Source organism: Streptomyces sp. Ncost-T10-10d, from assembly GCF_900091955.1.
Taxonomy (GTDB): domain Bacteria; phylum Actinomycetota; class Actinomycetes; order Streptomycetales; family Streptomycetaceae; genus Streptomyces.
Map to the genome: position 1 here is coordinate 17501 of NZ_FMDF01000041.1, position 20571 is coordinate 38071.

At 70.0% G+C, this 20571-nt stretch carries 12 protein-coding genes; 6 read left to right on the forward strand and 6 right to left on the reverse strand.

The window, feature by feature from the left end:
- Positions 1–74: 74 nt before the first annotated feature.
- Complete coding sequence (locus GA0115254_RS04625; protein WP_093893990.1) at positions 75–2099, reverse strand: bifunctional glycosyltransferase/CDP-glycerol:glycerophosphate glycerophosphotransferase; 2025 nt, start codon at positions 2097–2099, stop codon at positions 75–77.
- Positions 2100–2200: 101 nt separating this feature from the next.
- Between GA0115254_RS04625 and GA0115254_RS04630 the strand changes: the two genes are divergently transcribed.
- Positions 2201–5749 (forward strand): bifunctional glycosyltransferase/CDP-glycerol:glycerophosphate glycerophosphotransferase, encoded by a 3549-nt coding sequence (locus GA0115254_RS04630; RefSeq protein ID WP_093893991.1) that lies wholly within the window; start codon positions 2201–2203, stop codon positions 5747–5749.
- A gap of 3 nt (positions 5750–5752) precedes the next feature.
- On the opposite strand, the gene GA0115254_RS04635 is transcribed toward GA0115254_RS04630, so the two are convergent.
- On the reverse strand, positions 5753–6367 hold the full coding sequence (locus GA0115254_RS04635) for a TetR/AcrR family transcriptional regulator (RefSeq protein ID WP_093893992.1): 615 nt from the start codon (positions 6365–6367) through the stop codon (positions 5753–5755).
- A gap of 128 nt (positions 6368–6495) precedes the next feature.
- Here GA0115254_RS04635 and GA0115254_RS04640 point away from each other — a divergent pair, with 128 nt between their 5' ends.
- Together GA0115254_RS04640 and GA0115254_RS04645 are read left to right on the forward strand one after the other, a co-directional pair.
- A complete protein-coding gene (locus GA0115254_RS04640; RefSeq protein ID WP_256102397.1) occupies positions 6496–7437 on the forward strand; it encodes an ABC transporter permease in 942 nt (313 codons plus the stop codon).
- Positions 7430–8218 (forward strand): ABC transporter ATP-binding protein, encoded by a 789-nt coding sequence (locus GA0115254_RS04645; RefSeq protein ID WP_176739984.1) that lies wholly within the window; start codon positions 7430–7432, stop codon positions 8216–8218. The genes GA0115254_RS04640 and GA0115254_RS04645 overlap by 8 nt, the downstream gene beginning before the upstream one ends.
- 179 nt (positions 8219–8397) lie before the next feature.
- On the opposite strand, the gene GA0115254_RS04650 is transcribed toward GA0115254_RS04645, so the two are convergent.
- Positions 8398–13392, reverse strand: a complete 4995-nt coding sequence (locus GA0115254_RS04650) for an NAD-glutamate dehydrogenase (RefSeq protein ID WP_093893994.1) — start codon at positions 13390–13392, stop codon at positions 8398–8400.
- A 391-nt stretch (positions 13393–13783) separates the two neighbouring features.
- Here GA0115254_RS04650 and GA0115254_RS04655 point away from each other — a divergent pair, with 391 nt between their 5' ends.
- A complete protein-coding gene (locus GA0115254_RS04655) occupies positions 13784–14353 on the forward strand; it encodes a DJ-1/PfpI family protein (RefSeq protein ID WP_093893995.1) in 570 nt (189 codons plus the stop codon).
- 40 nt (positions 14354–14393) lie between these two features.
- On the opposite strand, the gene GA0115254_RS04660 is transcribed toward GA0115254_RS04655, so the two are convergent.
- Together GA0115254_RS04660 and GA0115254_RS04665 are read right to left on the reverse strand one after the other, a co-directional pair.
- The gene (locus GA0115254_RS04660; protein ID WP_093893996.1) at positions 14394–15065 is read right to left on the reverse strand and encodes an HAD family hydrolase; all 672 of its coding nucleotides are present in this window, start codon (positions 15063–15065) and stop codon (positions 14394–14396) included.
- Positions 15066–15156: 91 nt separating this feature from the next.
- The gene (locus GA0115254_RS04665; RefSeq protein ID WP_093893997.1) at positions 15157–15663 is read right to left on the reverse strand and encodes a DUF6912 family protein; all 507 of its coding nucleotides are present in this window, start codon (positions 15661–15663) and stop codon (positions 15157–15159) included.
- A gap of 291 nt (positions 15664–15954) precedes the next feature.
- Here GA0115254_RS04665 and GA0115254_RS04670 point away from each other — a divergent pair, with 291 nt between their 5' ends.
- Positions 15955–16383, forward strand: coding sequence for an Rv3235 family protein (locus tag GA0115254_RS04670; RefSeq protein WP_093893998.1), 429 nt, complete (start codon positions 15955–15957; stop codon positions 16381–16383).
- Between the two features lie 541 nt (positions 16384–16924).
- On the opposite strand, the gene secA is transcribed toward GA0115254_RS04670, so the two are convergent.
- Complete coding sequence (gene secA, locus GA0115254_RS04675) at positions 16925–19744, reverse strand: preprotein translocase subunit SecA (RefSeq protein WP_093893999.1); 2820 nt, start codon at positions 19742–19744, stop codon at positions 16925–16927.
- A 239-nt stretch (positions 19745–19983) separates the two neighbouring features.
- Here secA and GA0115254_RS04680 point away from each other — a divergent pair, with 239 nt between their 5' ends.
- A complete protein-coding gene (locus GA0115254_RS04680) occupies positions 19984–20559 on the forward strand; it encodes a GNAT family N-acetyltransferase (protein ID WP_093894000.1) in 576 nt (191 codons plus the stop codon).
- The last annotated feature ends 12 nt before the right edge of the window (positions 20560–20571 follow it).

The following is a 20571-nucleotide window of genomic DNA, read 5'->3' on the forward strand; positions in this document are numbered from 1 at the left end:
GGCTCAACCCCGTGCGGGGCCGGGGGTCACCGGTTGCGGTCTTTCCCGAACGGGTGACATCGACTGCGTCGCGCTTACTCTCCGTCGCTCAGGAACAGCCGCCGCACCACCCGCTCGGCCGCGTGTCCGTCGTCGTACGGGCAGAAGCGCTCCCGGAACGCCGCCCGCAGTTCCGCCGTCCGCGCCGAACGCCATTCGCCCGTCCTGAACAGTTCCAGCAGCTCGTCCTCGTCGGTGGCGACCGCGCCCGGGGTGTCGCCGGGGCGTCCGGACAGCAGATCGAAGTAGGTGCCGCGCGAGGCCCGGTAGGCGGCCCAGTCCGGGACGTGGCTGATGATCGGGCGGTCCAGGCAGGCGTAGTCGAACATCAGCGACGAGTAGTCAGTGATCAACGCGTCGGAGACCAGGCAGAGTTCCTCGACGGACGGATATGCCGTCACGTCCACCACCCGGGCGCCGTCCAGCCGCGCCGAGCGGCCGTAGAAGTAGTGCGCCCGGACCAGCACGACGTAGTCCGGTCCGAGTTCGCGGGCGAGTCGTTCCAGGTCGAGGTGGGGTACGAAGCCCTTGCGGTAGTCGCGGTGGGTGGGCGCGTACAGCAGCACCGTCCGGTCCGGGGCGAGGGAGAGGCGCTGCCGGATCGCGGCGGTCTGCTCGGGGGTTGCGGTGAAGAAGATGTCGTTGCGCGGGTAGCCGAGGTTCAGATGCTCGTAGCCGGACGGGTAGACCCGGTCCCAGATCTCGGTGGTGTGCGGGTTGGCGGAGAGCGAGAAGTCCCACTGGTCGGCGTGGGCGACGATCTTCTCGAAGCTGATGCCGTTGGTGAGGGCCGGGTAGGCGCGCTGGTCCAGGCCCATGGTCTTCAGCGGGGTGCCGTGATGGGTCTGGAGATAGCGCTGGCCGGGGCGCTTGGTGAAGCCGCCGGGGAAGCTGGAGTTGTTGATCAGATACGTGGCGGTGGCCATCGCCCGCCAGTAGGCGCGGGAGCCCTCGATGACGTACGGGATGCCGGGCGGCATGCGGTCGCGGTGACGGGAGGAGACGGCCCAGACCCCCCGGATGTGCGGGGCGAGTTCGAGGGCCTTGGCGTGGATCGCGGCCGGGTTGCAGGCGACTCCCCGATTCCAATAGGCCCCGTACACCGCGAGGTCGGGGTCCAGGGGGCGGAGCAGATCGGTTCGGTAGGCGGCGCGCAGGACGCGGGCCCGGAGCGTCGTCCTGCCGTGGCGCAGGGCGGCCCGGATGCGGGTGCGGCCGGTGCGGACGGCTTCCCGGGCGCGGTGGACGGTGTAGCTGCCGGGGAGGGCCGCGGCGCGGTGGAAGGCGGCGCGGTCCTCGGGGGCGGTCCGGCCGGGGTCGGCGAGGACGGCGCGCAGGTGGTGGGTGCGCGCCGCCCGGATCCGTGGGTCGTGCCCCGTCTCGGCAAGCAGCCGTTCGTATGCGTCGAGGATCGCGAAGTGGTGGCGTCCCGGGGTGGTGGCGAAGGTGCCGGAGCGGCGGATGCGGTGGCGGACACAGATCCGGTCGAGGGTGTCGAGCGTGCCGGCGTCGGAGGCGAGGAGGGTGGCGCGGTGGACGGGGAGGACGTCCTCATAGGGGCCGTCGGTGAAGTGGAGACCGTGCGCGGTCCAGAACGCGCGGCAGAAGAGGCGCGGGACGGCGGTGGAGAAACCCTCGGCAACGGGCGCCGGGAACGGGACGAGGGGTGCCGGGGACGAGACGTCCCCCCACCAGTCGATGCGGTCGTGTCCGAGGAGGAGTACGTCCGGTTCGCTCGCGGCCAGCCGGCCGGTGATCGCTTCCAGGGCGCCCGGGCGCAGCAGGTCGTCTCCGTCGAGGAAGAGGAGATACCGCCCCCGTGCCTCTGCCGCCCCGGCGTTGCGGGCCGGACCCGCCCCGCGGTGCTCGGCGAGGGTGATCAACCCGACCCTCGGGTCGCGCGCCGCGAACTCGGCGGCGATCTCGGCGCTGCCGTCCCTCGCCCCGTCGTCGACGACGAGAAGCTCCCATTCACCGGGGCCCTGGCCCAGCACGGACTCCAGGCTCGCCCTGAGATATCCCTGAACGCGGTGGACGGGCACGACAACACTGAGAAGCATGGCAGCCGAGGGTAATCGCGCACCCACCGCGCACCGAATCGCGTGTTCACCCGTTCGGGGCAGTGCCGGTGACCAGGCGCGTCCGCCCCGGTTGACCTGGCATGAAGCCGCGCCTCAGTGTCGTCGTCCCGGTCCACAACGTCGAGGACTATCTGGAGGACTGCCTGCGGTCGGTGGCCGAACAGTCGGTCTCCGACATCGAGGTGGTCCTCGTCGACGACGGTTCGACGGACGGCAGCGCGGCCCTCGCCAGGGCGTTCGCCGCCCGCGACCGCCGCTTCCGCTACGTCCGTCAGCCCAACGCGGGGCTGAGCGCGGCCCGCAACACCGGCGTACGGCACACCACGGCGGACGTGCCGTATCTGGCGTTCGTCGACAGCGACGACATCGTCGTCCACGACGCCTACGAACGGATGCTGGCGTCACTGGAGTCGACCGGCTCCGACCTCGCGACCGGCAATGTGTGGCGGCTGAACGAGCAGGGGCGGCAGCAGGCCTGGCAGTACCGCTGGCTGACGGCCACCCGGGCCCGCACCCACATCAGCCGCGATCCGCGACTGCTCGCCGACCGGGTCGCGTGGAACAAGGTGTTCCGGCGCTCCTTCTGGGACCGGCACGCGTTCGCCTTCCCGGAGGGGAAGCTCTACGAGGACACCCCGGTGATGATCCCGGCGCACTTCCTCGCGAGCGCGGTCGATGTGCTGCACAAGCATGTCTACTACTGGAGGGTCCGGGAGGGGTCGATCACCCGACGGCGTACGGATGTGCAGGGCGTACGGGACCGGATCTCGGCGTGCGAGCAGGTCAGCGCGTTCCTGGCGGGCCGGGGCGGGGTGGCGAACGGCGGTGCGCGGCGCCGCTACGACCTCTCGTGCCTGCGCGACGACTTCGTGTACTTCCTGGAGGGGCTCGCGATGGGCGGGCCCGAGTACCGGGATGCGTTCATGGCGGACGCGGGGGCGTTCCTGGACCGGATGGAGCGGATGGACGGGGCGGCCAGGTCGGGCCGGGCCGTGGCCCATGAACTGCCGGTGGAGCTGCGGATCAAGTGGCAGCTGGTGAAGGAGCGCAGGCTTGCGGAGCTGCTGGCCGTGCTCGCCTTCGAACGGGCCAACGGCGCCGGAACGTTCACGGTCGGCGGCGTGCCGGGGCGGCGGCAGGCCGGTTTCCCCGGCATCCCGGACAGCACCCGCCTCGCCCGTACCGATCTCCCGGCCGTGGCCCGGCTGTTGGAGGCCCGGTGGAGCGACGACGGGAAGCTGCTGCTGCGCGGTTACGCGTACATCCGCAATCTGCCGGCCGCGACTCCGCGCCACTCGCTGAAGGTGGGCATGGTGCGCGCGACCCGCGGCCAGCATCTGCGGACGGTTCCGGTACGGAACGTTTCCGCCCCCGAGGCGACCATCAACTCCGGTCAGCAGTTGCACAGTTACGACCACGCGGGTTTCGAGCTGACTCTCGACCCGCGCCGGCTGCGGCCCGGCGGTTGGCTGGTGGGCATGATGGTGGCCGCTCATGGCACGGTCCGCCGAGTGGCCGTGCGGGCCGTGGAGGCGGGGTCCGTACAGCCGCTCGTCCATGACCTGGGCGAGGGACGGCGGGGGGTGCTCGACTACCTGGACGGGCGGCTGAGGCTGACCCTGACGCAGCTGCCGGCCCGGTGCGAGGACCGTCGCATCGGCGAGGAGCTGGAGTTGACCGGCCGGCTGTACGGGGGCGCCCGGCCGAAGGCCCTGGTGCTGACCTGCGAAGGGGTGGCGGACCAGGAGTTCGGCCACCCGGTCGAGTGCCTGGCGGGCGACCGTTTCACGGTACGGATTCCGCTCACCGACCTCGCCGGGATGGCGGCCGCATCACAGGCACCGCACCGGGCACCCCGCGAGGTCGAGCCGGAACCCGGCGGGCGGTGGCGGGCGCGGCTGGTGCTGGCGGACGGATCGAGGGTGCCGCTGGCCGCGGCACCGGAGGCGGCGCCGCCGGTCGTGGCCGATGCGGTGGGCGAGCTGGTGCTGGACCTGAGCGGGCAGCCGTTCGTGGAGGGGGCGGCGTGGACGTCGGACGGTGCACTGCGGGTGGAGGGGGTGACCGGCGCCGGAACGGGCGTACGGGAGGACGCGGGCCCGGCCCACCTCGTACTGCGGCACGAGGCACTGCGCGAGACGGTGACGGTCCCCGTCACACATGAGGAGCCGCGCGCGGCGACGTACGGGGAAGCACGCGCGGGGGCGCCCGATGGGGCTTGCGAGAGTGCTTACGAGGGGCGCCGCTTCACCGCGTTCCTCGCGCCCTCGGTGGCCGCGGGGCTGCACGAGGGCCGCTGGGACGCGTATCTGGGCGGCCGGCCGGTCCGTGTGCTGACCGCACTCACCGCCCGCCTGCCGCTCCGCCGCACGGGAGCGGACTCCACGTCCCCCTCACCCGGCCGGGAGTTCGCCCTGGACCGCAGGTTCGGCGACCGGCTTACCCTGCAGGCCGGACCGGTACTCGCGGTCGCCGAGCGGGGCGCGTACCGCCGGGCCGAACTGCGCGGCACGCACTATCCGGCCCGGCGCACGCTGCCGCTGCGGGACGCCGTCCTCTACACGGGCGGCGCCTCACCGCGCGCCGTTCACGCCGAACTCCTGCGCCGCGGCGTGGAGTCGGAGCACCTCTGGGCCACCGACGGGCTCCACGGACACATCCCGTCCGCCGCCGTCCCGGTCATCGAGCACAGCGCCGCCTGGTACGAGGCGCTGGCGCGGTCCCGCCGGATCGTCACCGCCGACCAGCTGCCCGAGTGGTTCGAGCGGCGGCCCGGCCAGACCGTCGTGCAGACCTGGCACGGCACCCCGCTCGGCCGCTTCGGCACGGATCTGGACGGCACCCTGTACGCCGACCACCACCAGCTCGCCTCACTGCCGCGCCGAGCGGCCCAGTGGTCCGTCCTGGTCTCCCCCAGCCGCCACTCCACCCCGCTGCTGCGTCGCGCTCTCGGCTACGGGGGCGAGGTCCTGGAGGCGGGTTCCCCCGCCAACGATCTGCTCTTCTCGGCCGACCGGGCCAAGACCGCCGAGCGGGTACGGCGCAGGCTCGGCATCCCGGACGGCCGCCGCGTCGTGCTGTACGCGCCGACCTACCGTGACCAGCTGGCCCACCCGTCCGGCACCGGTGGCGAGCGGCCCCGCTACCGCTGGGATCCGGCGCTCGACCTGGCAGCGCTGGCACGGTTCCTCGGCGACGGCCACACCGTACTGGTGCGGCGCCACCCACAGGTGACCGGGAGCGTGCCCGAGGGACACGGTGTACGCGATGTCTCGGCGCACCCGGACACCGCGGAGCTGCTGCTGATCGCCGATGTACTGGTCACGGACTATTCGGGGCTCATGTTCGACTACGCACACACGGGCCGTCCGATGCTCTTCCACACCTACGACCTGGAGCACTACCGCGACACGGTGCGCGGTTTCTGTCTGGACTTCGAGACCCGGGCGCCGGGGCCGCTGCTCGTCGGCACGGACGAGATCGCCGGGATCCTGCGCGATGCCGGCGCCCTGACCGCGTCGGCGGCCCGGCACGCGGAGGCGTACGAGAGTTTCCGCCAGGACTTCTGCGACCTGGACGACGGCGGGGCGGCGGCGCGGGTCGCGGACCGGCTGCTCGCCGAGGGTTAGTACCTACCCGGCTCGGTTCTTCAGTGCGGCGACGGCGGATGCCGCCAGGTCGTCGAGGTAGCCCTTGGGCAGCGGGGTGCGGACGACGGCGAGCCGCCAGTAGAGCGGGCCGACGATCAGGTCCAGCGCACGGTCCGGGTCGCTGTCCTCGGGCAGCTCGCCGCGCGCCACGGCGTCGCGTACGACGACGGCGGCGATGCCCTGATGCGGATCCAGCAGGGCGGCCTTGATCGTCTCGGAGATCTCCGGACTGCGGGCCGCCTCGACCAGCAGGTCCGGGATGACCTGCGAGGCGACGGGGTGGCGCAGGGCGTAGGAGGCGAGTCCCAGCACGGCGCGGACATCCCCGTACAGCGAACCGGTCGCCGGAGCCGGCATGCCCTGGACGGCGACGGCGGAGACCAGGTCGAGCACCAGGGCCAGCTTGGACTTCCAGCGGCGGTAGACGGCGGTCTTGCCGACGCCGGCGCGCCGGGCGATGCCCTCGATCGACATCCGGGCGAAGCCCACCGCGGCCAGCTCCTCGAAGACGGCGCTGCGAATCGCATCGGTGACGTCCTCGCGCAGCACAGCGGCTCCGGCGGGGACACGGCGGCGGGTTCCCGGGTCGGTGGTCATGACCGAATCATAGTCCGTAACGACGAAACGGTTGCGTTGCGACGTGGATGCGCCCTACCCTCGACGTTGCGACGATACGGTTCCGTCCCGTCGGTCTTCATGTTCCTGCCCTCCCGTCGAAAGCGATCGTGGTGAGCCAGACATCAACACCAGCGGCCCCGGCCGACACCCCTGCCGGTACGCCCCTGCCGGTGTACGCACCGGGTGAGCTCGCCGCGCTCGCCGCCCGGCACGGACTGACCATGAGCGGGGCCCGGCCCACGCTGGGCGCGTACATCCGGCAGCTGTGGGGGCGGCGGCACTTCATCACGGCGTTCGCCACCGCCAAGCTGACCGCCCAGTACAGCCAGGCGAAGCTCGGCCAGATCTGGCAGATCATGACCCCGCTCCTGAACGCGACGGTCTACTACTTCATCTTCGGCGTGCTGCTGAACACGAAGCGCAACGTCGAGGACTTCGTTCCGTTCCTCGTCACCGGCGTGTTCATCTGGACCTTCACCGCCAGCTCGATCACCGCGGGCACCCGTGCCATCAGCGGCAACCTCGGCCTCGTCCGGGCCCTGCACTTCCCGCGCGCCTCGCTGCCGATCGCGCTGGCCCTGCAGCAGCTCCAGCAGCTGCTGTTCTCGCTGGGCGCGCTGGTGATGATCCTGGTGGGGTTCGGGCAGTTCCCCAAACCGTCCTGGCTGCTGGCGATTCCGGCACTGTTCCTCCAGGCGGTGTTCAACACCGGTGTCTCCATGGTGGTGGCACGGCTGGCCGCCCGGACGCCGGACATCGCCCAGCTGATGCCGTTCATCCTGCGCACCTGGATGTACGCCTCGGGCGTCATGTGGAGCGTGGACACGATGCTCAAGGGCGACCGGGTTCCGCACTTCGTGATGGTGATGCTGGAGTGCAATCCGGCGGCCGTCTTCATCGACCTGATGCGGTTCGCGCTCATCGACAGCTTCGGCGCGTCGCATCTGCCGCCGCATGTGTGGGCGATCGCCGCGGGCTGGGCGCTCGTGTGCGGCGTGGGCGGATTCGTGTACTTCTGGCAGGCGGAGGAGCGGTACGGACGTGGCTGACAACGTGACCGACTACAACGAGCGGGTACCGACCGTCGTCGTGGACGACGTGCACATCACGTACAAGGTCAACGGCGCCCGTACCGGAAAGGGCAGCGCCACCTCGGCGCTCAGCCGGATCGTCTCGCGCCGGCAGACCCCCGGGGTGCGCGAGGTGCACGCCGTGAAGGGGGTGAGCTTCGCCGCATACAAGGGCGAGGCCATCGGCCTGATCGGTTCCAACGGCTCGGGGAAGTCGACGCTGCTGAAGGCGATCGCCGGTCTGTTGCCCGCGACGAAGGGCCGGGTGCACACCCAGGGCCAGCCCTCGCTGCTCGGGGTGAACGCGGCGCTGATGAGCGATCTGACCGGCGAGCGCAACGTCGTGCTCGGCGGCCTCGCCATGGGCATGACGCGGGCCCAGATCCGCGAGCGCTATCAGGGAATCGTCGACTTCTCCGGCATCAACGAGAAGGGCGACTTCATCACCCTGCCGATGCGGACGTACTCCTCCGGAATGGGCGCGCGGCTGCGCTTCTCGATCGCGGCCGCCAAGAGCCATGACGTCCTCCTGATCGACGAGGCGCTGTCCACCGGCGACGCCCGGTTCCAGCGGCGCAGCAAGGAACGGATCATGGAGCTGCGCAAGGAGGCCGGCACGGTCTTCCTGGTCAGCCACAGCAACAGGTCGATCACCGAGACCTGCGACCGGGCGATCTGGCTGGAGGCGGGGACACTGCGGATGGACGGTCCGGCGGACGAGGTCGTGGCCGAATACGAGAAGTTCACCGGCAAGAAGTAGCGGGCCGGGGAGAGCGGCCGGGGCGGCACCGCTGCTGGTCGCGGGAACGTGGGTGATCGCCACCCGCGGCAACGACAAGCGCGGACTCACCCTGTGGCAGCGGTGAATACCGGGCCCGTCCGTTGAAAGGGCGGGGCGGTTGCCGGGCACCCCGGCAACCGCCCCGCCCTCACCAACCCCTACGCGTGCGTACGCAACAGCGTCCGCATCGTCCGCATGGCCACCGACAGATTCGCCAGATCGAACGCGTCCGACCCCTGAATCTCCTCAAGCGTGGAGCGCGACCGGGTAAGGATCGCCGCGTTCTTCTCCTCCCACGCCTTGAACCGCTCCTCCGGCGTAGAGGTCCCGTTACCCACGGACAGCACATCCGCGGTGAGTCCGGCGTGCGCGGCGTACAGGTCCTCGCGGATGGAGGCACGGGCCATGGACTGCCAGCGGTCGGCCCGCGGCAGCTCGATGATCCGGTCCATCAGCTGGGTGATGCCCAGCCGGTCCGCGAGGTCGTAGTACACCTCGGCGACGGAGAGCGGGTCCTTGCCGGTGCGGTCGGCGATCGCCACGATGTCCAGCGCCGGGAAGGCGGAGGAGAATCCGGCGACCCGCTGGGCCAGCTCGCCCGGGACACCCGCCTCGGTGAGCTCGTCCAGGATCGACTGGTACCAGTCCAGGTCGGCGCCCATCAGCATCTTGGGCAGCTCGGCCCAGACCTGCTCGACCCCCGCCTTGAAGAAGTCGATCGTCCCGGCGATCTCCAGCGGCTGCGGCCGGTTGCCGAGCAGCCAGCGCGAACCGCGCTCGACGAGCCGGCGCGAGTGCAGCCGGATCCGGGTCTGCACATCGGCGGCGACCTTGTTGTCGAGCGCCTCGACGGCGTCCCACACCTGGCCGAGGCCGAAGATCTCGCGGGCCGCGAACTGCGCCCGCACGATCTCCTCGATCGAAGCACCGGTCTCTTCCCGCAGCCGGTGCAGGAAGGTCGAACCACCGCTGTTCACGGTGTCGTTGACCAGGACCGTGGTGATGATCTCGCGACGCAGCGCGTGCCCGTCGACCGCCTCGGGGAACTGCTCGCGCAGTTGCTGCGGGAAGTAGGCGTGCAGCAGCTTCTGCAGGTGCGGGTCGTCCGGCAGGCTGGTCTTGATCAGCTCCCGGGCCGCCGTGATCTTCGTGTACGCGAGCAGCACGGCCAGCTCGGGCTGGCTGAGCCCCTTGCCGGCGTTCAGCAGTTCGCGGATCTGCCGGTCGGTGGGCAGGAACTCCAGCCCGCGGTCGAGGTCCCCGTCACGGACCAGCCGACGCATGAAGCGCTGGTGGGCGTGGAGCAGGGAGGGCGCCTGGACCGTGGCGTTGGCCAGGGCCACGTTCTGCGCGTAGTTGTTGCGCAGAACCAGACGGCCGATCTCGTCGGTCATCTCGGCGAGCAGCTTGTTGCGCTGCTTGACGGTCATGTCGCCGTCCCGGACCAGACCGTTGAGCAGGATCTTGATGTTCACCTCGTGGTCGGAGGTGTCCACACCGGCGCTGTTGTCGATCGCGTCGGTGTTGATCCGGCCGCCGTTGCGGGCGAACTCGATCCGGCCGAGCTGGGTGGCACCGAGGTTGCCGCCCTCGCCGACGACCTTGGCCCGCAGGTCCTGGCCGTTGACGCGGATCGCGTCGTTGGCCTTGTCGCCGACGTCAGGGTTCGACTCGGCGGACGACTTGATGTACGTACCGATGCCGCCGTTCCACAGCAGGTCGACGCGGGCCTTGAGGATGGTCTGCATCAGCTCGGCGGGCGTCATCTTCATGACGCCCGACTCGATCCCGAGCGCCTCACGGATGTGCGCGTTGACCGGGATCGACTTGGCGCTGCGCGGGTGGATGCCACCGCCCGCGGAGAGCAGTTCCTTGTTGTAGTCGGCCCAGGAGCTGCGCGGCAGGTCGAAGAGGCGGCGCCGCTCGGCGTACGAGGTGGCGGCGTCCGGGTTCGGGTCGATGAAGATGTGCCGGTGGTCGAAGGCGGCGACGAGCCTGATGTGCTCGGAGAGCAGCATGCCGTTGCCGAACACGTCGCCCGACATGTCGCCGACGCCGACGACGGTGAAGTCCTCGGTCTGGGTGTCGTGGCCGAGCTCGCGGAAGTGCCGCTTGACGGACTCCCAGGCGCCGCGGGCGGTGATACCCATGCCCTTGTGGTCGTAACCGGCGGAACCGCCGGAGGCGAACGCGTCGCCGAGCCAGAAGCCGTACCCGACGGCGACCTCGTTGGCGATGTCGGAGAACTTCGCGGTGCCCTTGTCGGCGGCGACGACCAGGTACGTGTCGTCCTCGTCGTGACGGACGACGTCCCTGGGCGGCACGACCTCGCCGGCCACCATGTTGTCGGTGATGTCGAGCAGCGCCGAGATGAAGGTGCGGTAGGAGGCGACACCCTCGGCCATCCAGGCGTCACGGTCGACGGCCGGGTCCGGGAGCCGCTTGGCAACGAAGCCGCCCTTGGCACCGACCGGCACGATGACGGTGTTCTTCACCATCTGCGCCTTGACCAGGCCGAGGATCTCCGTACGGAAGTCCTCGCGCCGGTCCGACCAGCGCAGACCGCCTCGGGCGACCTTGCCGAAGCGCAGGTGCACGCCCTCGACGCGGGGCGAGTAGACCCAGATCTCGAACGCCGGGCGGGGCGCCGGCAGATCCGGGATGGACTGCGGGTCGAACTTCATCGAGACGTAACTGTGCGGCCTTCCGTCGTCCGCCATCTGGAAGAAGTTGGTACGCAGGGTGGCCTTGATGACAGTGAGGAAGGACCGCAGGATCCGGTCCTCGTCGAGCGAGGCGACCTGGTCCAGGGCCCCGTCCAGCTCCTCGAGGAGCCCGTCGGTCAGCTCCGTACCGGCCCGCTGGCGCTCGGGCGACATCCGCGCCTCGAAGAGCGAGACCAGCAGCCGGGTGGTGTGGACATTGTTACGGAGAGTGCTCTCCATGTAGTCCTGGCTGAAGGTCGATCCGGCCTGACGCAGGTACTTCGCGTAGGCGCGCAGCACCATCGCCTGCCGCCAGTTCAGACCGGCGCCCAGCACGAGCGAGTTGAAGCCGTCGTTCTCCGCCTCACCGGTCCACACGGCGGCGAAGGCGTCCTGGAACCGGTCGCGGGCGTCGTCGGCGAGGTAGTTGCCGTTGCCATTGGTCTGCGGCATCCGCAGACCGAAGTCGTAGATCCAGGCGTGCGTACGGTCCGCGCAGCGCAGCTCGTACGGACGCTCGTCGACGACCTCGACACCGAGCCGCTGGAGCGCCGGAAGCACGGCGGACAGGGAGACCTGCTCGCCGGTCCGGTAGATCTTGAAGCGGCGCTCACCGGGGCCGGCGCCGACCGGCTCGTACAGGCTGAGCGCGAAGTCCTTCTGGTCCTTCTTGAGCGCTTCGAGGTGGACCAGGTCGGCCACGGCGGAGCGCGGCGTGTGGTCGGCCTTGTAGCCCTCGGGGAACGAGTGGCCGTACTGACGCATCAGCTCGGCGGCGCGCTCCTCGCCGCACTCGGCGTTCAGCGCCTCCTGGAAGCCGTCGGCCCAGGAGCGGGCGGCCTCGACGAGCCGGGCCTCGATGCGGTCGGCCTCGGCGTCGGTGAGGTCGGGCAGCTCGCTGCCGGGGGCGACCCGGACGACGAAGTGCAGCCGGGAGAGGATCGACTCGGTGTTCCAGGCGGTGAAGTCGACGCTGGTGCCGCCCAGCTCCTCCTTGAGGATGTCGATGAGGCGGAGCCGTACACCGGTGGTGTAGCGGTCACGCGGCAGGTAGACGATCGCGGAGTAGTAGCGCCCGTACTCGTCCTGGCGCAGGTAGAGCCGCAGCCGACGGCGCTCCTGGAGGTACAGCACGGAGGTGACGACGGAGCGCAGCTGGTCGACGGGCGTCTGGAAGAGCTCGTCTCGCGGGTACGTCTCCAGGATCTGCAGCAGGTCGCGGCCGTCGTGGCTGTTGGGCGAGAAGCCGGCGCCCTCCAGCACCTCGGCGACCTTGCGGCGGATGACGGGCACCCGGCGCACGGACTCGGTGTAGGCGGCGGACGAGAACAGGCCGAGGAAGCGACGCTCACCGATGACATTGCCGTCGGCGTCGAACTTCTTCACGCCGACGTAGTCGAGGTAGCTCGGGCGGTGGACGGTCGACCGGCTGTTGGCCTTGGTGAGAATGAGGAGCTTGCGCTCGCGGGCCTTGGCCCGGGCGTCGGCGGGCAGCCGGTCGAAGGACGGGCTCACGGGGTGTGCCTCGTCGACGCTGTGGTGCGGGTCGGAGCGCAGGATGCCGAGGCCGGTGCCGGGGACGGCGGCCAGTGCGTCGGTGTCCTTCAATTCGTACTCGCGGTAGCCGAGGAAGGTGAAGTGGTCGGCGGCGAGCCAGCGCAGCAGCTCCCTGGCCTCGTTCACCTCTTCGTCGGCGAGGTCGTCGAGCGGCTCGCCGGGCAGGTCGTCGGCGATGCGCAGTGCGGCGTCGCGCATCTTCTCCCAGTCCTCGACGGTCTCCCGTACGTCGGACAGCACCCGCAGCAGATCGGTGGCGATCTGCTGGAGGTCGGAGCGGTCGGTCTCGCGGTCGATCTCGACGTGGATCCAGGACTCGACGAGCGCGTCGTGCGGCAGCTCGGTCCCGGCGCCCTTGGCGTCCTTGCGGCCCGTAGAGATGCCGTTGCCCTCCGCGAGGACCTCGATGAGCTTGCCGGTGACGTCGCGGCGTACGACGACCTGCGGGTGGATCACGACATGGATGCCGCGCCCCTGCCGGGACAGCTCATTGGTGACGGAGTCGACCAGGAACGGCATGTCGTCGGTGACGACCTCGACGACGGAGTGGCTGCACGTCCAGCCGTTCTCCTCGACGGTCGGGGTGTGCACCCGGACGTTCGCCGTGCCCTGCGGGCGTGTCTCCGCGAGCCGGTAGTGGGAGGAGGCGGCGCCGAAGACGTCCACGGGGTCGCGGCCCGCGATGTCCTCCGGAGCGGTGTGCAGGTAGTAGCGCTGGAGGTAGGCGAGGAGTACGTCCTGCCCGGGACGCTCCTGGTCGGCCCCGGCGGCCGCCACACGTACCCCGGGGGTACCGCCCGGGCCACCGACACCACCGCCCGGGCTGTTGTCAGCTACCTTGGCGGCCCGTGCGAGCAGCTCGGCCTTGGCTTCGTCCAGCTTGGTCTGCATGTCCTCTGGCTCCTGTCGCGCGCCGTTGCGTGACGTAGGTGAAAAAGACGACGTACCGCCACGACACGGGGTTTCCGGTCTGAGTCGACGCTATGCCGCTATGAGAGATGCCCGGGCCCATATTGGCCATTCTTGGCAGTCGGGCCGGGCTGTGAGGATCAGTGATAGCCCGGGTGCTGTGGCACTCCGGGCGCAGGCCGGGGGCTTCGCTGCCCCCGAGGCGTATCGCGCTGATCACGGGGTCCAGGCTATCTCGCCCGCCCCCGTAACCGTCACGACCCGTATGTGTACAAAAGAAGGTCCCGAAGTTTGACACTCTGGACAGCGCGGCGGCCGGTATTGCCGCACTCTGGTAGACGGAACAGGTCGACGAACCCGTGGGAGTCCCGCCATGGCACCGAAAATCCTGATCGTCACCGGCGACGCCGCCGAGTCCCTGGAAGTCCTCTATCCGTACCAGCGGCTGCGCGAGGAGGGGTACGACGTCCACATCGCGGCCCCCGCCCGCAAGACGCTCCGCTTCGTGGTCCACGACTTCGAGCCCGGCTTCGACACGTACACCGAGAAGCCCGGCTACACCTGGCCCGCCGACCTGGCCTTCTCCGAGGTCGACGCCGGAGATTACGTGGCCCTGGTCGTGCCGGGCGGCCGGGCGCCCGAGTATCTGCGCAACGACGCCGAGCTGCGCAAGATCCTCAAGGCGTTCTTCGACTCGGACCGGCCGGTGGCCCAGATCTGTCACGGCCCGCTGATGACGGCGGCGGTCGGCGCACTGGTCGGCCGGCACGTCACCGCGTACCCCGCGCTGGAGCTCGACATGCAGGCGGCAGGCGCCGTCTTCGAGGACCACGAGGCGGTGGTCGACGGCACCCTGATCTCGTCCCGTGCATGGCCGGACCACTCGGCGTGGATGCGCGAATTCCTGAAGGTGCTCCGCACAAAGGCCCCGGTAACCACCTGACGGCGCTCACGAGGGACCGGGCCCCGTCGTCCTTCCCTTCCTATCCAGCCATCCGCTCGGCGAGGTCGGCGGCCTCGGCCAGGCTGTCGACCACCGGCACCCCGGCCGCCTCCAGACTGGCCCTGCTGTGCGATCCGCCGGTGTAGAGCACGGCCTTCGCACCGACATGGGCGGCGGCCACGGCATCGTCCACCGCATCGCCGATGACCACCATGTGCTCCGGGGACACCCCGTCCAGCGCGGCCATGTGCCGCTCCATGTGCAGCGCCTTGCTGCCGCCGGACGGCCCGGTGCGCCCGTCGACACGTACGAAGTGCCGCTCGATGCCGTACCCCCGGACGACGGGGACCAGCTGCTCGTGTCCGTACATGCTCAGGAGGGACTGGCTGCGTCCGGCCAGCTGCCACTGCGCGAGAAGCTCCTCGGCACCCTCGGTGAGCCCGCAGGCGGCCCGCTGCTCGGTGTAGTGCAGGTGAAATATCCCGTCCATCCGCTCCCACTCGGCCTCTGTGGGCAGTCGGCCCATCAGCCGCTCGTAGAAGCGGGGGATGGGGACGCAGTACATCTCGCGGTACTGCTCGAGGGTGATCGGCGCCAGGCCGACCTCGCCGAACGCGGCGTTGGTCGCGCCGACGACCGCGGCGTTGTCGTCGAGCAGTGTGCCGTTCCAGTCCCAGACCAGATGCGTGCGGTGCTTCCCATGCGTCCCCATGCATAAGAAAGTACCCCGCGGGTCCGACACCCGTTCCGGCAGCGGGGCAGCAACCGCAACGCCCCCGTCCCCCTCCGCTCCCCGTCCCCCCTCATCCGATCAGATTCGGAATCTCCTGAATGCCGAACCAGAGCAGCTCGTGATCCTCGGCGCCGTCCACGGTGAACTGCGCGTCGTCGTCACCGAGGTCCGCCGCGCCCAGTGCAGCCGCGGCGGCCGTGACGTCCTTCTCTGCGTCGTCCGCGTCGACATGCACGGCAGCGGCCTCGGTCAGCGCCACGGAGGACGCGATCCGCACCTCGCCGAGCGACGACGAGTCGAGGCTGCGGTCCGGGTCGGCCACGGCCGCGCCGTCCGGTACGTCGACGGCGACGACGACCCGCCGGCGGACCGCGTCGGGGTTTCCGGCGATCAGTCGCAGTGAGGCGGAAGCGGCCCGGTTGAGCGCCGCGTACTCCAGCTCCTCGATGTCGTCGGAGACGTACCACTCACGAAGTCCGGGGGTCACCGCATAGGCGGTCAGCGGACCGGGACCGATCTCGCCCGCCTTGTGCGCCGCTGCGAGACCGGGGAGCGTCAGGGGGACGTACACGCGCATGGCTGGCCGCTTTCGTAGTCGGAAACGCCCTCAGGATACGTGCGACGTCCCCCTTTGGGGTTACATGCGCCGCTGCTGTCACGTCCACCCCGCAACCGCCACTCACCCTCCCCACGCCTTCCTCGCACCCCGCACGGCACCGGGTTCATCACCCGGATAGGTGATTCGCCCCGATCGCGTCCGGCACCCCATCGGCGCTTGCGGTCACCTCCGCCGTCGCCGTAGAAGATCCACAGCAGAAGTTACCGCCCGGTATTCGGCCGGGCCTCTGAAGCACGGGGGCAGTGAGCGATGAGCACGAACAGGACCCGGCCCACCGGACGACACGACCGGCGCAGGCCCGAGTCGGTACCACCGCAACGCGCGAGGACTCCCCGACGCGTCCGCCCGCACCACTGGTTCGCCGAGCGCCTCCTGGCGGTCCTCAGCGGCCAGCGCCCGGTGCACTGGATGCTCGGACACACCATCGGCGAGGCATACGACCAACTGGCCGAACTGGCCCCCCGCACCCCCCTCAGGGCCCGCGGCGCGCGCCCGGTCATCCGCATGTGCCACGGCGCCCAGCCGGCTCCGGGCGTGGTGGAGGCCTGCGCGAGCATCGCAGCGGGCGAACAGGTAAGGGCCATGGCCTTCCGCCTGGAACAGGGCACAGACCTCCGCTGGCGCTGCGCAGCAGTGGAGCTGGGCGACGAACGCCTACAGGCAACGCCGACCCGATAGACACCCAGCCAGGGGCTTCCCCCAGCCCCGCAGCCACACGAGCCACGGGGCGGCCAGGGGAAGCCCCCGGAACCCCCGGAAACCACTGGCCACCCACCCCACGCCGCGCACCGCACTCCCAGCCTTTCCGGCACTCGAGGAGCGGGGCCCGAGCCGGAACCCGTCCACCACCGGACGCCTCACCCACAGCTGCCTCACCCACACCACAGCCACCCAACCTCACATCCACCACCCCACAGCACCACAGCCACCCCACCCGGCCCCCGTCCCGTCTCCACCCAGGCCCCCGTACTCCAAGCCTCTCCGGCGTCCGAGGAGCGGGGTCCGGGGCAGAGCTCCGGTTTCGGGGGCGGAGAGGGGGGACAGCCCCGCGCAGCGGCCCCCCACCCGCGCCAAGGACACCCCGCGCCCATGCCCCCACCCGCGCCGCACCCGGCAACGGGACCCAGGGCCCGGGCCCAAAACAAACCGGGGCCGGCCACCCACAAAGGTGCCCGACCCCGGCCGATCCCCACCGGCGCCGGCGACGCCGACGCCACCGCTACTTCTTGCGGCGCCGCCCACCCCCACCATTCTTCTGCGCCTTGCGCCGCTCCGCCCGAGTCAACCCGTCCGACTCGGACGCGACCCCGCCGTCACCGTTGGAGAAGTCGCCCTCGACGACCCCGCCCTCCCCGTCCACCGTGGGAGCGGAGAAGTGCAGCCGGTCCGGTCGCTGCGGAGCATCGAGCCCCTTGGCACGGATCTCCGGACGCGCCGCCGGCACGAGGTCCTCCTTGGCGAGCGAGGTCCGCTCGGCCTCGTCCTGCACCGGAACCTCCTCGACCTGCTGCTCGACCTGGACCTCCAGGTTGAACAGGTAGCCGACGGACTCCTCCTTGATGCCCTCCATCATGGCGTTGAACATGTCGAAGCCCTCGCGCTGGTACTCGACCAGCGGGTCCTTCTGCGCCATGGCACGGAGGCCGATGCCCTCCTGGAGGTAGTCCATCTCGTAGAGGTGCTCGCGCCACTTACGGTCCAGGACGGACAGGACCACACGCCGCTCCAGCTCGCGCATGATGTCCGAACCGAGCTGCTTCTCGCGCTCGTCGTACTGCTCGTGGATGTCGTCCTTGATGGACTCACCGATGAACTCGGCGGTGATCCCGGCACGGTCGCCGGCCGCCTCCTCCAGCTCCTCGACGGTGACCTTGACCGGGTAGAGCTGCTTGAACGCACCCCACAGCCGGTCCAGGTCCCACTCCTCGGCGAAGCCCTCGGCGGTCTCCTGGCGGATGTAGTCGTCGATCGTGTCGTCCATGAAGTGGCGGATCTGATCCTGCAGATCCTCGCCCTCCAGGACCCGGCGACGCTCGCCGTAGATGACCTCGCGCTGCCGGTTGAGCACCTCGTCGTACTTCAGGACGTTCTTACGCGTCTCGAAGTTCTGCTGCTCGACCTGCGACTGGGCCGACGCGATCGCCCGCGTCACCATCTTGTTCTCGATCGGCACGTCGTCCGGCACATTGGCCATCGACATGACGCGCTCGACCATCTGCGCCTTGAACAGCCGCATCAGGTCGTCGCCGAGCGACAGATAGAAGCGGGACTCGCCCGGGTCGCCCTGGCGGCCGGAACGGCCGCGCAGCTGGTTGTCGATACGCCGCGACTCATGCCGCTCGGTGCCCAGGACATAGAGCCCGCCGAGCTCCCTGACCTCTTCGAACTCCGCCTTCACGGCCTGCTCGGCCTTCTCCAGCGCGGTGGGCAGCGCGGCCGCCCACTCCTCGACGTGCTCGACGGGGTCGAGGCCGCGCTGGCGCAGCTCCGCCTCTGCGAGGTCGTCGGGGTTGCCGCCGAGCTTGATGTCGGTGCCTCGTCCGGCCATGTTCGTCGCGACCGTGACCGCGCCCTTGCGGCCGGCCTGGGCGACGATCGTCGCCTCACGGTCGTGCTGCTTGGCGTTGAGGACCTCGTGCTGGACACCGCGCTTGGAGAGCTGCTGCGAGAGGTACTCGGACTTCTCGACCGAGGTGGTGCCGACCAGGATCGGCTGCCCCTTCTCGTGCTTCTCGGCGATGTCGTCGACGACGGCGGCGAACTTCGCGACCTCGGTGCGGTAGATCAGGTCCGACTGGTCGGCACGGACCATCGGCCGGTTGGTCGGAATCGGGACCACGCCGAGCTTGTAGATCTGGTGGAACTCGGCGGCCTCGGTCATCGCCGTACCGGTCATGCCGGAGAGCTTGCTGTAGAGGCGGAAGAAGTTCTGCAGGGTGATCGTGGCGAGCGTCTGGTTCTCGTCCTTGATGTCCACCCCTTCCTTCGCCTCGATCGCCTGGTGCATGCCCTCGTTGTAGCGGCGGCCGGCGAGGATACGGCCGGTGTGCTCGTCAACGATCATGACTTCGCCGTCGATGACGACGTAGTCCTTGTCCTTCTTGAAGAGTTCCTTGGCCTTGATGGCGTTGTTGAGGTACCCGACGAGGGGGGTGTTCACCGACTCGTAGAGGTTCTCGATGCCGAGCCAGTCCTCGACCTTCGCGACACCGGACTCATGGATGGCGACGGTCCGCTTCTTCTCGTCGACCTCGTAGTCGCCGGTCTCCTCGATTCCCTTGAGCGGGTTGCCCGCCTCGCCCTTGGTGAGGCGGGTGACCAACTTGGCGAAGTCGCCGTACCACTTGGTGGCCTGGTCGGCCGGGCCGGAGATGATCAACGGCGTACGGGCCTCGTCGACGAGGATCGAGTCGACCTCGTCGACCACGGCGAAGTTGTGGCCGCGCTGGACGAGCTCGTCCGCGGACCACGCCATGTTGTCGCGGAGGTAGTCGAAGCCGAACTCGTTGTTCGTGCCGTACGTGATGTCGCAGGCGTACTGCTCACGGCGCTGGGCCGGCGTCATGTTGGCGAGGATGCAGCCGACGGTCAGGCCGAGGAACTTGTGGACCCGGCCCATCATTTCGGAGTCACGCTCGGCCAGATAGTCGTTGACCGTGATCAGGTGCACGCCCTTGCCGGAGAGTGCGTTGAGATACGCAGGCAGGGTGCCGACCAGGGTCTTGCCCTCGCCGGTCTTCATCTCGGCCACATAGCCGAGGTGCAGGGCTGCGCCGCCCATCATCTGGACGTCGTAGTGGCGCTGTCCGAGGACCCGCTTGGCGGCCTCACGGACGGTTGCGAATGCCTCGGGGAGCAGGTCGTCCAGGCTCTCGCCGTCCGCGTACCGTTCCTTGTACTCGTCGGTGAGCGCCCGCAGCTCGGCGTCGGAGAGGTTGGCGAAGTCCTCTTCGATGGAGCTGACCTGGTCCGCGATGCGGTGCAGTTTGCGCAGGATCTTGCCTTCGCCTGCACGCATGAGCTTGTTGAAGACGGACACTGAGGCTGGTCTCCTTGCCGGTCGGGCCTGGCACTGGGTCGTGTTATGGACTCTGGCGCGGGCACGGCAGGTGGGCCCCACCGCAACGGCCATCGTAAGCGAGGACCGCGCCGCGCCGGGAGGGCTGCCGCCGCGTCGGCTCCGTCATCCCTTCCAAGTCAACGGCCGGGAGGCTCCGAAGGTGCCGGGAAGTCCGAAAAGTGTTCGCTTCACGGCCGGCGCCTCAGCAGAATCCGTACATGGAGCCGATCACCCTCACCACCGAGCGTCTGCTGCTGCGCCCCTTCACGATCGGCGACGCGGACGACATCCACGCCGCTTGTCAGGACCCGGACATCCAGCGCTGGACGGTCGTGCCCTCGCCGTACAGCCGCGCCGACGCGGAGCTCTTCGCGGGGGAGCTGTCCCCCGGCGGCTGGCGCGACGACTCCATGTACAACTTCGCGGTGGTCCCGCGCGAGGGCGGGGCCCTGGCGGGCGCGCTCGGCATCAATCGCGGCAATCTGCCGGGCACGTACGAGGTGGGGTTCTGGACCGCCAAGGAGTATCGGGGCCGCGGCTACATGACGGAGGCCGTGCTGTCCGCCGCCCGCTGGACCTTCACCTCACTCGGCGGCGACCGGCTGGAATGGCGGGCCGAGGCCGGCAACACCCCCTCGCGTGCCGTGGCGCTTCGGACGGGATTCCGGATGGAGGGTGAGCAGCGGTCCGGACTCCTCAACAAGGGCGTCCGGCGCGACGCGTGGGTGGGGGCACTGCTCCCGTCCGATCTCGGCCTGCCGGGCGCCCACGCCTACCTGCCCGCCACCGCCTGACTCACCGGCCTC